Genomic DNA, 13,191 nt, shown 5'->3' with positions numbered 1-13,191 from the left:
CTGGCAGGCTAGATTAAGGAATATTTATCCCGGCGGTATTTAAAATAAACCGACATAAGGAGGTGTTGCAATGAAGATTTTGTTTATTGGTGAGTCATGGCATATTCACATGATCCACTCTAAAGGCTTTGACAGTTTTACCTCGAGTAAATATGAAGAGGGGGCAGAGTATCTGTTGTCCTGTCTGCGCAGCGCCGGTATTTCCATCGACTATATGCCGGCGCATACAGTACAAAATGCCTTCCCACAAACGTTAGACGAACTGCTGGTTTATGATGTCGTCGTGATTAGCGATATCGGCAGTAATACCTTCCTGTTGCAAAATAAAACCTTTTATAAAATGGAGATGATGACCAATGCTCTGTCACTGATAAAAGACTATGTCGCTATGGGGGGCGGCGCGTTAATGATAGGCGGTTATCTTTCCTTTACCGGCATAGAGGCAAAAGCAAATTATAAAAACACCATCTTTGCCGAAGTATTACCGGTTGAAATGTTAGACCACGACGACCGCGTTGAGTTACCGCAAGGCTGCAAGCCCCTCACGTTAAGCAAGACTCACGAGATTACCCGTCATTTAAATGAATGGCCGCCCTTACTGGGCTATAACAAATTTATTGCCAAACCCGGCAGCGAAACATTAGCCGAAATTAACGGCGATCCTCTGCTGGTGGTGGGTAATTATCAAGAAGGCCATGTTGCCTGTTTTGCCGCTGATTGCTCCCCACATTGGGGGGGGCCGCAATTTATGCAATGGGAAAATTATACCGCCTTCTGGTGCAATATATTGAATTCAATCAAAAGGAGAAATTAGAATGGAAGACAAAGCCAAGATTCAAGAAATGATTGCTGCCGCCTCCCGGGCCAGAGAGTTTTCCTATGCCCCTTATTCCAACTTTACCGTGGGGGCGGCATTAATCACCAAGAGCGGTAAGGTGTTCACCGGCTGCAATGTCGAATCCGTCTCTTATTCGCCAACCACCTGCGCAGAACGCGTGGCGATCCTGAAAGCGGTCTCCGAAGGCGAACGCAGTTTTGAGATGATCGTGGTGATCGGCGGCCCCAGAGTGGGTGAAAGCAAGGCTAAAGGTTATTCCGGGCCTTGCGGCGTGTGCCGCCAAATGATTTATGAATTCGGCAAGGATATCCAAATCATTATCGCTAACAGCCTGGATGAGTACTATGTGCACGATATTTCTGAGCTTTTCCCACTTGGGTTCGGCCCGGATCATTTGTTGGGCTAAATAGCAGTCTCTCCATAATCAGGGTAGCGGCAAGCTGCGCCCTGATTATGGGAATAAAATGTGAACTCCCTAGCACTCTACTCCCTCGACTGTGAATGAACATTGCTAGCCAGTGTGAGCTCTGTCAAAGTATCGCCCTCACACCGGAGGGATCATGGTTCTGCAATCTACGCGTTGGCTAGCTCTCAGTTACTTCACCTACTTTTTTTCTTACGGCATCTTCTTACCCTTTTGGGGCGTTTGGTTAAAAGGTGAGGGCATACCGCCTGAAACCATCGGTATTCTGCTTGGCGCCGGTCTGGTTGCGCGCTTCCTCGGTAGTTTGTTGATTGCTCCCCGGGTGAAAGATCCCGCCCATCTGGTGACGGCATTGCGCCTGCTGGCATTGCTGACGCTGGCTTTTGCCATTGGGTTCTGTTTCGGCAACGGCTGGGGCTGGCTGATGCTGGTGATCGCCGGCTTTAACCTGTTCTTTTCGCCGCTGGTCCCGCTCACCGATGCACTGGCCGGCACCTGGCAAAAGCAAATCACCATGGATTACGGCCGGGTCAGGCTATGGGGCTCGCTGGCGTTTGTGATTGGTTCGGCGCTGACCGGGCAGATGGTTTCCGTCTGGGGCCATAGCGCCATTCTCTACAGCCTGATAATCAGCATACTGGCGATGCTGTTGGGCATGATGTTGAAACCGAGCGTGATGCCGCAGGGGGAAGCGCGTACCCACAGCGAAACCGAGCGTTCTCTGTGGGAGATGCTTAAGGAAGGGCCTGTCTGGCGCTTCCTGTTGTGCGTAACGCTGTTGCAGGGGGCACATGCCGGTTATTACAGTTTCGGTTCTATCTATTGGCAGGAGGCGGGCTATTCGGCTTCGACCATTGGCTACTTGTGGTCGCTGGGTGTGGTGGCCGAAGTGATTATTTTTGCCAGCAGCAATTTCCTGTTCCGCCGCTGGAATGCGCGCAATCTGCTGCTGCTCTCTGCCTGCTGCGGGATTCTGCGCTGGAGCCTGATGGCCAGTAGCACCGAGTTGGGGTGGCTGCTGGTGATCCAAATTCTGCACTGTGGCACCTTTACCGTTTGCCATCTGGCAGCGATGCGTTTCATCGCCGCGCGCAAGGGGCCGGAAGTGATCCGGCTGCAGGCGGTTTATTCGGCGCTGGCGATGGGCGGCGGTATTGCGATTATGACGGTGATCGCCGGTTTCCTGTTCGAGCATCTGCAGGGCGGGGTGTTCTGGGTGATGGCGGCAGTGGTGCTGCCGGCGTTGTTTATCCGCCCACCGGCCGTTGCGGTCAGCAGCAGCCGTTAAGAGGTTTCCAGCAGCGCACGGATGAATTTGCGCTGCTGGCGCGCTAATGGCAATTCGGTATAAATCAGCGGCGGCTGCGGCGCACTGTGCTCCGTGGCATAGGGGGTGATCACCAGGGTGACGCCCTGCGGCGCGCCAGAATGCAGATAGTCGCGCAGTGGCAAATACTTGATATTCAGTGGCAGCAGCGTTAATTCGCGGATCTGATATTCCACTTCATCTTCCAACTGCGGGTTGTCCAGCGTCAGCAATAACACCTGTTTTTCCTGCAACGCATTGCCCTGCATCAACCAGGCACCGAAACTGATGGCGACCAGCCCGGCTTCTTCGCTGGAAAAATGAATACCGTATTCCTGTTCCAGCGGGGCCAGTGCCTCCTGGGCGGTACGCATCAGGCGCGGATACTTGCGTTCAACTTCCTCCAGCAGTGTGTTATCGATACCAATCTCAAAGCGACAGCGTTCTACCGCAGGGGCCAGATGGGCGAACAGCTGGCTGATCAAATCCTCTTTACTGCTAAAAGTCATGCCGGAAATCTGTTGGAAGCGCTCGACCATATTTTCAATCGCTGCCATTAATCGCAGATCTTCCGTTGAGTCATTGCTGTGGTAGCTGTGATTTTTCAGCATGGTAAACATCAGCACCAGAAAATCGTTTTCGCTGGTTTCGGGTGGCAGGGCAAATAACTGATTCAATGATTGATGCAGCAAGAGGGTCGCCTGATGTTCCGGCTTCTGATGCAGCCAGTCGCGTTGTGCGGGGCTGAACGTCGGGTGCCGCCGGCGCTGGTTCTCCCATGCGCAGTAGCGCAGGTAGTGTTGCAGAAACTGACGATCGCGTCGATCAAAGCTGCGGTTGACCAGCGCTTCATACTCGCTGATGCACTGTTCCAACTGCGGTGTCAGATCGGTGCTTTGCCCCAGAGCTTGCTGTAACCAACGGGAAAAATGTTGATCGATAAATTCCGGGCTACAGCGCAGGGCTCTGCGCAGCCAGTGGAGCAGGCAGAGGCGTTGGTTGAGTGCGCTGCCCCTGATCCGGTAACCCTCGTCGGGGTTACCGTCGATCTCCAGATGGTGGAAACGCTGGATTTCACTGGCAACCTCGGCTATATCTTGCCGGGTAATCGGGGGGGAAACGCCATTAATTTGGCTGATAGTCTCCAGTTGTACTGCGGGCACCGGCGCATACAACATCAATAACAGATGGCAGCGTCGTTGTTGACCGGAGAGCTCAGGCACGGGGGCAGTGTCCAGGCTCATATCACCTTCGGGCAGGTAACGTTTAAATTATGAATAAGCATAGCAAAAGGTGATGCGCGGCGCGGCAACGGCACCCGGTTTTACTTCGGCTTACAACTTTCGTCACAAATATTGGGCGGGATCGCGGCGGTTGAAGAACGGTTTATGTTACTTTATAACAATAATGAGTATCTTTTGATGATGAAGTTACGCTTTGTTTTGGCCGGTTTTCTAATGCTATTGAGCGCCGGCGCTGTGGCTCACCCGCACAGCTTTATTGATATGAACACCACCTTTGTGGCGAAGGATCAACAGCTGGTTGGCTTGAAAATGGTTTGGGTTATGGATGAAATCACCTCGGCAGATCTGCTGTACGATGCACAAAATGCCAAAAAAGACTCGGAAATATGGAAAAAGCTGGCGGCGGAAGTGATGGCCAATGTTCTGGGGCAACACTATTTTACGGATGTCTATCGCGACGGCAAGCCGGTGAAATACCTGAATCTGCCAACGGAATACCACCTGTCACGCCAGGGGCACCAGGCGGTACTGGAGTTTGTACTGCCGCTGGCCGAACCGCAGCCGCTGGCGGGTAAGCCGTTTGAGATCTCCACCTACGATCCCACTTATTTTGTCGATATGACTTATAAAGATAAAACGGCACTGCATCTGCCGCCGGAGATGGCTTCGCAGTGCAAATTCAAACTGATGACGCCCAAACCGGACTCCTCTTTACAGGCTTACGCATTGTCCCTCGATAAAAACGATTCACCCGGCGAAGATATGGCGCTGGGGCAACAGTTCGCCCAGCGGGTTAGCCTGCAATGTCAATAAATCTCAGCCAGCACCGGGCGCGTAAGCGACACTGGGCTTTCAGCCTGTGGCCGCTGCTGCTGTTTGCCGTGTTGCTGATGCTGGGCGCGCAGTTGGCGTGGCACTATTGGCCGCAATTACTGATGCAAAGCGTGGTGTGGCAGAAAGGGCTGCACCTGCAATTGGCGGGTCTGTTGCAGCAGGTAAAAGCGGCACCGCAACAGGCCGGACTGGCGCTGATGTTGTTCAGCCTGAGTTATGGCGTGCTGCACGCCCTTGGCCCCGGCCACGGTAAAGTGGTGATTGCCACCTATCTGGCTACCCATCCGACGCGGTTGAAAAGCAGCCTGAAACTGACCTTTGCCGCGTCGTTGGTGCAGGGACTGGTGGCGATCGCGCTGGTGACGTTGATGCTGGTGGTACTGCAACTGTCGTCCCGGCAACTGCACCAGAGCAGTTTCTGGCTCGAGAAAGGCAGTTTTATTCTGGTGATGCTGCTCGGGGTGTTGCTGAGCTGGCGAGCGCTGAAGCGTTTGTATTATGCGGTGAAAGCCATGCGTCCGTCGCCAGCGCTGCGAATCAACAGCCTGCAACCGCTGCCGGCGGACCACGTTCACAGCGAGCATTGCGGCTGCGGTCACCGCCATATGCCGAGCGACAGCGAACTGCAGGCGGGTAGCGACTGGCGTACGCAGACCGCCATCGTGTTGGCGATGGGAATGCGGCCGTGCTCGGGCGCAATACTGGTGTTGCTGTTTTCCAAGGTGATTGGCGTGTTTGTCTGGGGCGTTTTCTCGGCGTTGGCCATGGCGCTGGGCACCTCACTGACTATCTCATTATTGGCCTTGTTGGTGCATTACAGTCGCCGATTGGCGGTACGTCTCAGCCAATCGCGTGCCCCTGCGGCCTGGAGTGCGGTGGCCTGGGGTTCGCTGGCGCTGGCCGGTGGCCTGATTTTGCTGTTCGCCGGGCTGTTGCTGTATCTCACTGCCCAGTCGGAGTTTATCGGCGGCATCCGGCCTTTCTCCCGCTGACAGGTATAAAAAAAGCGCTGCAATAAATTGCAGCGCTTTTTCTTTATTCATTCACTTCGCGATATTAACGCTTCAGCGCTTCGCTCAGTTCTTCACGCATGGTGGAAAGCATGGCTTTCACTACGCGCGGGTTGCCGGCTACCACGTTGCCGGAGCTGAAGTGGTTATGGCCGCCAACAAAGTCGGTCACCAGGCCGCCGGATTCACGTACCAGCAGTTCACCTGCGGCGAAATCCCATGGCTTCAGGCCAATTTCGAAGAAACCGTCAACGCGACCGGCGGCCACATAGGCCAGATCCAGCGCGGCAGAACCGGTACGACGGAAGTCGGCACACTGAGTGAACAGTTTGCCAACCACATTAATGTATGGCGTTGCGTGCTGCTTAACCTTGAACGGGAAGCCGGTCGCCAGGATGGTGCCATCGAGATCTTTGGCATTGGTGCCGCGCAGACGGTAACCGTTGAGCTGTGCGCCCTGACCGCGGGTGGCGGTGAACAGTTCGTTACGCATTGGATCGTAAACCACAGCCACTTCAGTACGGCCTTTAATGCGTACGGCGATGGAAACTGAGAAGTGTGGGAAACGTTTGATGAAGTTTGATGTGCCATCCAGTGGATCGATCACCCATTGTACGTCTTTATCTTCGCCGACCAATTCGCCGCGTTCTTCGGTAACAATAGTATGTTGCGGATAGGACTTGCGAATGACGTCGATGATCAGATGCTCTGCATCGCGATCGACGTTAGTGACAAAGTCATTGGTCCCTTTCTGGCTCGCTTCTACAGCGTCCGGGGTTTCGTAGTTTTTGGCAATCAGGTTACCGGCCTTACGCGCAGCGCGCACGGCGATCGTCAGCATCGGATGCATGGGTATCTTCCAACTAGGATGTTAAAGAACAGGAAACGGCGCGAAGTATAGCAGGTGTTCGGCAAAATGCCTACGGCTGTGTTAAGCTGCTGTGATTTTCCGCTACGCTCAGAGTTTGTATGCTGCATAACATCCGCATTGTTCTGGTAGAAACCTCTCATACCGGTAACATGGGCTCGACCGCCAGAGCCATGAAAACCATGGGATTAACCAACCTTTATTTGGTTAATCCGCTGATAAAACCTGATTCTCAGGCGATCGCCCTGGCCGCTGGTGCCAGCGACGTGATCGGCAACGCCACTATTGTTGACACTCTGGATGACGCCATTGCCGGCTGCAGTCTGGTCGTGGGCACCAGTGCGCGTTCGCGCACCTTGCCGTGGCCGATGCTGGAACCGCGCGAATGCGGCATCCGCGCCGTGCACGAAGGTGAACATGCGCCGGTAGCGCTGGTGTTCGGCCGTGAACGTGTCGGCCTGACCAATGATGAGCTGCAAAAGTGCCATTATCATGTCGCCATCCCTGCCAACCCGGATTACAGCTCGTTGAATCTGGCGATGGCGGTGCAAATTCTGGCCTATGAAGTGCGTGTGGCTTACCTCGATCGTCAACAGGCAGGCGCGCCACAACTGGAAGAAACGCCGTATCCGTTGGTCGATGACCTGGAACGCTTCTATCAGCATCTGGAACAAACGCTGCAGCATAGTGGCTTTATCCGTCCCTCTCATCCGGGGCAGGTCATGAGCCGTTTGCGTCGTTTATTCACCCGTGCGCGGCCGGAAGCTCAAGAGCTGAATATCCTGCGCGGTATGCTGACGTCGATCGAGAAACAGGACAAACATCAAGGTAATTAATTTGATGTGAAATGACGGCTTGCGGTAATAGTATTAGTTATCTAACGGTTATAATGTGTATTTTATATGCATATTATCTGGCTTAGTCCAAAACGTGCTAATACTTGAGTAAATTACTAGGTTAAATAGTTGACTGATTTACTCAGGAATGTCAGACTTTCGGCCATGTTTGACCAACAGGTAACCACTTAGCTATGAGACTGACATCCAAAGGCCGTTATGCCGTAACCGCTATGCTTGACGTGGCATTGCACTCCCAGGAAGGGCCCGTTCCTCTGGCGGATATTTCTGAGCGCCAGGGTATCTCGCTCTCTTATCTGGAACAATTATTCTCCCGTCTGCGCAAGAATGGCCTGGTGGCCAGCGTACGTGGACCGGGCGGTGGTTATCTGCTGGGCAAAGACGCGAGTGAGATTGCCGTAGGTGCAGTCATCACTGCTGTCGATGAATCGGTAGACGCAACCCGTTGCCAGGGTAAAGAAGGCTGTCAGGGTGGCGATCGCTGCCTGACCCATACCCTGTGGCGCGATCTGAGCGAGCGCATCAGCGGGTTCCTGAACAACATTACGCTGGCTGAACTGGTGAACAACCAGGACGTGCTGGTGGTGGCGGACCGTCAAAACAACGATACCCGTCGCACGGCCAACGGTCGTCCGCAAGAAACTATCAACGTTAATCTGCGCGCATAAGCAGCTGGCGATATTTTTTTAGTTTTTGGAAGTGATGTACGGAGCACAAGAGCAATGAAATTACCGATTTATCTGGATTACTCAGCAACGACGCCGGTTGATCCGCGCGTTGCTGAGAAAATGATGCAATTTTTGACTCTGGACGGGACTTTTGGTAACCCGGCTTCCCGTTCCCACCGTTTCGGTTGGCAGGCGGAAGAGGCGGTAGATATCGCCCGTAACCAAATTGCTGAACTGGTTGGCGCTGACCCGCGCGAAATCGTGTTCACTTCCGGAGCCACCGAGTCCGACAACCTGGCGATCAAAGGCGCTGCCAATTTCTATCAAAAGAAAGGCAAGCACATTATCACCAGCAAAACCGAACACAAAGCCGTGCTGGACACCTGTCGCCAGCTCGAGCGTGAAGGCTTTGAAGTGACCTATCTGGCACCTCAGAGCAACGGTATTATCAGCCTGCAGGCCCTCGAAGCCGCGATGCGTGAGGACACCATTCTGGTTTCTATCATGCACGTGAACAACGAAATCGGCGTGGTGCAGGATATCGAAGCTATCGGCGAAATGTGTCGTGCGCGCGGTATCATTTATCACGTTGATGCTACCCAGAGCGTGGGCAAATTGCCTATCGACCTGAGCAAGCTGAAAGTTGATCTGATGTCTTTCTCCGGCCACAAAATTTATGGCCCGAAAGGCATTGGTGCACTGTACGTGCGTCGTAAGCCACGTATCCGTATCGAAGCCCAGATCCACGGCGGTGGTCATGAGCGCGGTATGCGTTCCGGTACCCTGCCAGTACACCAGATCGCCGGTATGGGCGAAGCCTACCGTATCGCCAAAGAAGAAATGGCGTCGGAAATGGCACGTCTGCGCACGCTGCGCGATCGTCTGTGGAACGGCGTGAAAGATATGGAAGAAGTGTATCTGAACGGCTCTCTGGAGAACGGGGTGCCTAACATCCTGAACGTCAGCTTCAACTATGTTGAAGGCGAGTCGCTGATCATGGCGCTGAAAGACCTGGCCGTATCCTCGGGTTCTGCCTGTACCTCCGCCAGCCTTGAGCCATCTTACGTGCTGCGCGCGTTGGGCATGACTGACGAATTGGCGCATAGCTCGATCCGTTTCTCTCTGGGGCGTTTCACCACAGAAGAAGAGATCGATTACACCATTCAACTGGTGCGTAAATCCATCGGCCGTCTGCGTGACCTGTCTCCACTGTGGGACATGTTCAAGCAGGGCGTGGATATCAACAGCATCGAATGGGCACATCATTAATTCTCAGGATTCAGGAGCAAGGTCATGGCTTACAGCGAAAAAGTAATCGATCACTATGAAAACCCGCGTAACGTGGGTTCTTTCGACAACGAAGATCCTAGCGTTGGCAGCGGCATGGTGGGTGCACCGGCCTGTGGCGACGTGATGAAGTTGCAGATCAAAGTCAACAATGAAGGTATCATTGAAGACGCCCGTTTCAAGACTTACGGCTGCGGTTCCGCCATCGCCTCCAGCTCGCTGGTGACCGAATGGATGAAAGGCAAGTCTCTTGATCAGGCCGAAGCGATCAAAAACACCCAGATCGCCGAAGAACTGGAATTACCGCCGGTAAAAATTCACTGCTCAATCCTGGCCGAAGACGCCATTAAAGCAGCGATTGCCGACTACAAGAGCAAACACAGCGCCAAGTAATTATTTCTGAGTCATTTAGCCCGGCCTTGGTTGGGCTTTGAAGTGTGAGGTTGTGATGTCAATTACCATGAGCGACAGCGCTGCACAGCGCGTTCAGGCATTTATGAATAACCGTGGCAAAGGCCTTGGCCTGCGTCTGGGGGTGAGAACCTCTGGCTGCTCCGGGATGGCGTATGTGCTGGAATTTGTTGACGATATGAACGATGACGACATCGTTTTTGAAAACAAAGGCGTTAAGGTGATCATTGACGGCAAGAGCCTGGTCTACCTTGACGGCACCGAGCTTGATTTCGTTAAGGAAGGCCTGAACGAAGGCTTCAAGTTCAACAACCCCAATGTCTCAAGCGAGTGTGGCTGCGGCGAAAGTTTCAACGTCTGACAGTCCATCGTGCTCCCCCGCCAGGTGCGGGGGAACTTCATCCGATAACGCCCAGAGCACGCTATGGATTACTTTACTTTATTCGGGCTGCCAGTTCGCTATCCCGTGGACGGCAGCCTGCTTGCCTCTCGCTATCAGGATCTGCAGCGCCAATTCCATCCCGATCGTTTTGCAAGTCAGCCAGAACGCGAACGCCTGATGGCGTTGCAACAGGCAGCGACTATCAATGAAGCCTACCAAACGCTGAAGCACCCATTAAAACGCGCGGAGTATATGCTATCTTTGCACGGCTTTGATTTGGGCAACGAGCAGCACACTATGCGTGATACCGCGTTCCTGATGGAACAGTTGGAACTGCGCGAGGAGCTCGACGCCATTGAGCGCAAAGCAGATGCACAAACCCAGTTGGCCAGCTTTGGCGCGCGGGTGAACGAGACGGTCAAACAACGCAGCGCTCTGATGATTCAGCAACTCGATAGCCAGCAGTGGATGGATGCCGCTGACACCGTGCGTAAGCTGCGTTTTTTGGACAAACTCCAGCAACAGGTTGAACAACTCGAAGAAAAACTGCTGGGTTTTGAGTAACACATTTTTGCTTGTGGAAGCTTCAATATGGCCTTATTACAAATTAGTGAGCCCGGCCTCAGCGCTGCGCCGCACCAGCGCCGTCTGGCTGCCGGTATTGATTTAGGCACCACCAACTCTCTGGTCGCCACGGTGCGCAGTGGGCAGGCGGAAACGCTGGCCGACGCCGAGGGCCGCGATTTACTGCCCTCGGTAGTGCATTACCAGGCTGACACTCTGCGTGTTGGTTGGGATGCGCGCCAACAGGCAGCGCAGGATCCTGCCAATACCATCAGCTCAGTCAAACGTATGATGGGCCGCTCATTGGCCGACGTACTGGCGCGTTACCCGAACCTGCCGTATCAGTTTCAGGCCAGCGACAACGGCTTGCCGATGATGCTGACCGCTGCCGGTGCGGTTAACCCGGTAGGGGTTTCTGCCGATATCCTCAGAGCTCTTGCCGAGCGTGCAAAAACCGCGCTGGAAGGGGATCTGGACGGCGTGGTGATCACCGTTCCTGCTTATTTTGATGATGCACAGCGCCAGGGCACCAAAGATGCTGCGCGTCTGGCCGGGCTGCACGTGCTGCGTCTGCTGAACGAACCGACGGCGGCGGCGATTGCCTATGGCCTGGATTCCGGGCAGGAAGGCATTATCGCGGTGTACGATCTGGGCGGCGGTACCTTTGATATTTCCATTCTGCGGCTGAGCCGTGGGGTGTTTGAAGTGTTGGCTACCGGCGGGGATTCCGCGCTGGGGGGCGACGACTTTGACCATCTGCTGGCTGACTGGCTGCGTGAACAGGCCGGTGTGGCTGACCGTAGCGATCACGGTGTACAGCGCCAACTGCTGGATGCGGCCATCGCGGCCAAAGTTGCACTGAGCGATGCCGACAGTACTGTCGTTGAGATTGCCGGCTGGCAGGGCGAAGTGACCCGAGCACAGTTTGATGCGCTGATCGCCACTCTGGTGAAACGTACCCTGATGGCCTGCCGCCGTGCGCTGAAAGACGCGGGCGTGAGTGCCGAAGAAGTGCTGGAAGTGGTCATGGTTGGCGGATCCACCCGCGTGCCTCTGGTGCGTGAGCAGGTGGGCACGTTCTTCGGCCGCACGCCGTTAACTTCGATCGATCCGGATAAAGTCGTCGCTATTGGTGCGGCGATCCAGGCGGACATTTTAGTGGGTAACAAGCCTGACAGCGACATGCTGCTGCTGGATGTAATCCCACTTTCGCTAGGTCTGGAAACCATGGGCGGTCTGGTAGAAAAAGTGATCCCGCGTAACACCACCATTCCGGTGGCGCGTGCGCAGGAGTTCACCACTTTTAAAGACGGCCAAAGCGCGATGATGATCCATGTGCTGCAGGGCGAGCGCGAATTGGTGCAGGATTGCCGCTCGCTGGCGCGCTTCTCGCTGCGTGGCTTACCGCCTCTGCCTGCCGGCGGCGCCCATATTCGCGTTACCTTCCAGGTGGATGCTGATGGCCTGTTAAGCGTCACCGCGATGGAGAAATCCACCGGCGTTGAGGCTTCAATTCAGGTTAAACCGTCGTATGGTCTGTCCGACGCCGAAATTGCCGGCATGATCAAAGATTCGATGGCCAATGCGCAGAGCGATGTCGGCGCGCGCATGCTGGCGGAACAGCGGGTTGAGGCGTCACGGGTGCTGGAAAGCCTGCAGGGCGCACTGGCCAGCGACGCCGCATTGCTGAGCGAAGCAGAAAGCACGGCGATCCCCGCGGCGGTAGAAGCTTTGCAACAGGCGACGCAGGGCACCGATCCTGCCGCTATTGAAGCCGCAATTAAAACATTAGATGCACAAACGCAAGACTTTGCCGCGCGCCGCATGGATGCTTCCATTCGCCGTGCGCTGGCTGGCCATTCTGTGGATGAGGTTTAATCATGCCTAAAATTGTTTTCCTGCCCCATCAAGATTTATGCCCGGAGGGGGCAGTACTGGAAGCCGAACAAGGGGAGTCAATCCTCAACGTTGCGCTGCGCAACGGTATCGAGATTGAGCATGCCTGTGAGAAATCCTGTGCCTGCACCACCTGTCACTGCATCGTGCGCGAAGGTTTCGACTCTCTTGAAGAGAGCACTGAACTGGAAGACGACATGCTGGACAAGGCCTGGGGTCTGGAGCCGGAAAGCCGTCTGAGCTGTCAGGCACTGGTGGCCGACGAAGATTTGGTGGTTGAAATGCCGCGTTATACCGTTAACCACGCGCGTGAAGGGTGAGAGGACAGTAGAAATGGGACTGAAGTGGACCGACAGCCGTGAAATCGGCGAAGCCCTGTACGACCAATACCCGGATACCGATCCGAAAACCGTACGCTTTACCGACATGCATCAGTGGATTTGCGATCTGGAAGATTTTGACGACGATCCACAGGCTTCCAACGAAAAAATACTGGAAGCTGTTCTGCTGGTCTGGTTAGATGAAGCGGAGTAAATAGCGTAACGGGCTGCCATAGGCGGCCCGTTTATTTTGTATCCGACATACCCGTCGCCTTTCAAGCT

At 54.5% G+C, this 13,191-nt stretch carries 16 protein-coding genes; 14 read left to right on the top strand and 2 right to left on the bottom strand.

Annotation, left to right across the window (positions count from 1 at the left end; genetic code table 11):
* The first annotated feature begins 70 nt into the window (after positions 1-70).
* The 3 genes from SERS4_RS0119305 to SERS4_RS0119295 all read left to right on the top strand — a co-directional run bounded on the left by SERS4_RS0119305 (position 71) and on the right by SERS4_RS0119295 (position 2,550).
* The gene (locus tag SERS4_RS0119305; protein WP_017893701.1) at positions 71-814 is read left to right on the top strand and encodes a glutamine amidotransferase; all 744 of its coding nucleotides are present in this window, start codon (positions 71-73) and stop codon (positions 812-814) included.
* A 1-nt stretch (position 815) separates the two neighbouring features.
* Positions 816-1,244 carry a cytidine deaminase gene (cdd, locus tag SERS4_RS0119300; protein ID WP_017893700.1) on the top strand — a complete coding sequence of 143 codons (429 nt, stop codon included), beginning with the start codon at positions 816-818 and terminating at the stop codon, positions 1,242-1,244.
* A 154-nt stretch (positions 1,245-1,398) separates the two neighbouring features.
* The gene (locus tag SERS4_RS0119295) at positions 1,399-2,550 is read left to right on the top strand and encodes a 3-phenylpropionate MFS transporter (protein WP_017893699.1); all 1,152 of its coding nucleotides are present in this window, start codon (positions 1,399-1,401) and stop codon (positions 2,548-2,550) included.
* On the opposite strand, the gene csiE is transcribed toward SERS4_RS0119295, so the two are convergent.
* A complete protein-coding gene (gene csiE / locus SERS4_RS0119290; protein WP_017893698.1) occupies positions 2,547-3,812 on the bottom strand; it encodes a stationary phase inducible protein CsiE in 1,266 nt (421 codons plus the stop codon). The two genes, SERS4_RS0119295 and csiE, sit on opposite strands and share 4 nt — an antisense overlap.
* Before the next feature lie 177 nt (positions 3,813-3,989).
* Here csiE and SERS4_RS0119285 point away from each other — a divergent pair, with 177 nt between their 5' ends.
* Both SERS4_RS0119285 and SERS4_RS0119280 read left to right on the top strand, forming a co-directional pair.
* Positions 3,990-4,625, top strand: a complete 636-nt coding sequence (locus SERS4_RS0119285; RefSeq protein WP_232020733.1) for a DUF1007 family protein — start codon at positions 3,990-3,992, stop codon at positions 4,623-4,625.
* Positions 4,616-5,638, top strand: a complete 1,023-nt coding sequence (locus tag SERS4_RS0119280; protein WP_017893696.1) for a nickel/cobalt transporter — start codon at positions 4,616-4,618, stop codon at positions 5,636-5,638. Before SERS4_RS0119285 ends, SERS4_RS0119280 begins: the two co-directional genes overlap by 10 nt.
* A 64-nt stretch (positions 5,639-5,702) precedes the next feature.
* On the opposite strand, the gene suhB is transcribed toward SERS4_RS0119280, so the two are convergent.
* Positions 5,703-6,506: an inositol-1-monophosphatase gene (suhB, locus tag SERS4_RS0119275; protein WP_012146337.1), complete on the bottom strand. Its 804-nt coding sequence runs from the start codon at positions 6,504-6,506 to the stop codon at positions 5,703-5,705.
* 119 nt (positions 6,507-6,625) lie between these two features.
* On the opposite strand from suhB, the gene trmJ reads away from it, so the two are divergent.
* The 9 genes from trmJ to iscX all read left to right on the top strand — a co-directional run bounded on the left by trmJ (position 6,626) and on the right by iscX (position 13,123).
* A complete protein-coding gene (trmJ, locus tag SERS4_RS0119270) occupies positions 6,626-7,360 on the top strand; it encodes a tRNA (cytosine(32)/uridine(32)-2'-O)-methyltransferase TrmJ (RefSeq protein WP_012146336.1) in 735 nt (244 codons plus the stop codon).
* A 194-nt stretch (positions 7,361-7,554) separates the two neighbouring features.
* Positions 7,555-8,049, top strand: coding sequence for a Fe-S cluster assembly transcriptional regulator IscR (gene iscR, locus SERS4_RS0119265; protein WP_012146335.1), 495 nt, complete (start codon positions 7,555-7,557; stop codon positions 8,047-8,049).
* A 54-nt stretch (positions 8,050-8,103) separates the two neighbouring features.
* Positions 8,104-9,318: an IscS subfamily cysteine desulfurase gene (locus tag SERS4_RS0119260; protein ID WP_012146334.1), complete on the top strand. Its 1,215-nt coding sequence runs from the start codon at positions 8,104-8,106 to the stop codon at positions 9,316-9,318.
* 24 nt (positions 9,319-9,342) lie between these two features.
* Positions 9,343-9,729: a Fe-S cluster assembly scaffold IscU gene (gene iscU / locus SERS4_RS0119255; protein WP_012146333.1), complete on the top strand. Its 387-nt coding sequence runs from the start codon at positions 9,343-9,345 to the stop codon at positions 9,727-9,729.
* A gap of 55 nt (positions 9,730-9,784) precedes the next feature.
* Positions 9,785-10,108, top strand: coding sequence for an iron-sulfur cluster assembly protein IscA (iscA, locus tag SERS4_RS0119250; RefSeq protein ID WP_012146332.1), 324 nt, complete (start codon positions 9,785-9,787; stop codon positions 10,106-10,108).
* A 63-nt stretch (positions 10,109-10,171) separates the two neighbouring features.
* Positions 10,172-10,693 (top strand): co-chaperone HscB, encoded by a 522-nt coding sequence (gene hscB, locus SERS4_RS0119245; RefSeq protein ID WP_012146331.1) that lies wholly within the window; start codon positions 10,172-10,174, stop codon positions 10,691-10,693.
* Positions 10,694-10,720: 27 nt separating this feature from the next.
* The gene (gene hscA, locus SERS4_RS0119240; protein ID WP_012146330.1) at positions 10,721-12,571 is read left to right on the top strand and encodes a Fe-S protein assembly chaperone HscA; all 1,851 of its coding nucleotides are present in this window, start codon (positions 10,721-10,723) and stop codon (positions 12,569-12,571) included.
* Between the two features lie 2 nt (positions 12,572-12,573).
* On the top strand, positions 12,574-12,909 hold the full coding sequence (gene fdx, locus SERS4_RS0119235; protein ID WP_017893695.1) for an ISC system 2Fe-2S type ferredoxin: 336 nt from the start codon (positions 12,574-12,576) through the stop codon (positions 12,907-12,909).
* 13 nt (positions 12,910-12,922) lie between these two features.
* Entirely contained in the window at positions 12,923-13,123 is a 201-nt protein-coding gene (gene iscX, locus SERS4_RS0119230) for a Fe-S cluster assembly protein IscX (protein ID WP_012146329.1), read from the top strand.
* Positions 13,124-13,191: the final 68 nt, after the last annotated feature.

It is taken from the genome of Serratia sp. S4, from assembly GCF_000347995.1.
GTDB lineage: Bacteria > Pseudomonadota > Gammaproteobacteria > Enterobacterales > Enterobacteriaceae > Serratia > Serratia quinivorans.
The sequence above is the reverse complement of the archived record's forward strand: the minus strand, read 5'-3'. Positions and strand labels throughout refer to the sequence as shown.

Bases quoted from the DNA above. Each gene is read 5' to 3' on its own strand.
- SERS4_RS0119305 (WP_017893701.1), top strand. From the start codon at position 71: ATGAAGATTTTGTTTATTGGTGAGTCATGGCATATTCACATGATCCAC.
- cdd (WP_017893700.1), top strand. From the start codon at position 816: ATGGAAGACAAAGCCAAGATTCAAGAAATGATTGCTGCCGCCTCCCGG.
- SERS4_RS0119295 (WP_017893699.1), top strand. From the start codon at position 1,399: ATGGTTCTGCAATCTACGCGTTGGCTAGCTCTCAGTTACTTCACCTAC.
- csiE (WP_017893698.1), bottom strand. From the start codon at position 3,812: ATGAGCCTGGACACTGCCCCCGTGCCTGAGCTCTCCGGTCAACAACGA.
- SERS4_RS0119285 (WP_232020733.1), top strand. From the start codon at position 3,990: ATGATGAAGTTACGCTTTGTTTTGGCCGGTTTTCTAATGCTATTGAGC.
- SERS4_RS0119280 (WP_017893696.1), top strand. From the start codon at position 4,616: ATGTCAATAAATCTCAGCCAGCACCGGGCGCGTAAGCGACACTGGGCT.
- suhB (WP_012146337.1), bottom strand. From the start codon at position 6,506: ATGCATCCGATGCTGACGATCGCCGTGCGCGCTGCGCGTAAGGCCGGT.
- trmJ (WP_012146336.1), top strand. From the start codon at position 6,626: ATGCTGCATAACATCCGCATTGTTCTGGTAGAAACCTCTCATACCGGT.
- iscR (WP_012146335.1), top strand. From the start codon at position 7,555: ATGAGACTGACATCCAAAGGCCGTTATGCCGTAACCGCTATGCTTGAC.
- SERS4_RS0119260 (WP_012146334.1), top strand. From the start codon at position 8,104: ATGAAATTACCGATTTATCTGGATTACTCAGCAACGACGCCGGTTGAT.
- iscU (WP_012146333.1), top strand. From the start codon at position 9,343: ATGGCTTACAGCGAAAAAGTAATCGATCACTATGAAAACCCGCGTAAC.
- iscA (WP_012146332.1), top strand. From the start codon at position 9,785: ATGTCAATTACCATGAGCGACAGCGCTGCACAGCGCGTTCAGGCATTT.
- hscB (WP_012146331.1), top strand. From the start codon at position 10,172: ATGGATTACTTTACTTTATTCGGGCTGCCAGTTCGCTATCCCGTGGAC.
- hscA (WP_012146330.1), top strand. From the start codon at position 10,721: ATGGCCTTATTACAAATTAGTGAGCCCGGCCTCAGCGCTGCGCCGCAC.
- fdx (WP_017893695.1), top strand. From the start codon at position 12,574: ATGCCTAAAATTGTTTTCCTGCCCCATCAAGATTTATGCCCGGAGGGG.
- iscX (WP_012146329.1), top strand. From the start codon at position 12,923: ATGGGACTGAAGTGGACCGACAGCCGTGAAATCGGCGAAGCCCTGTAC.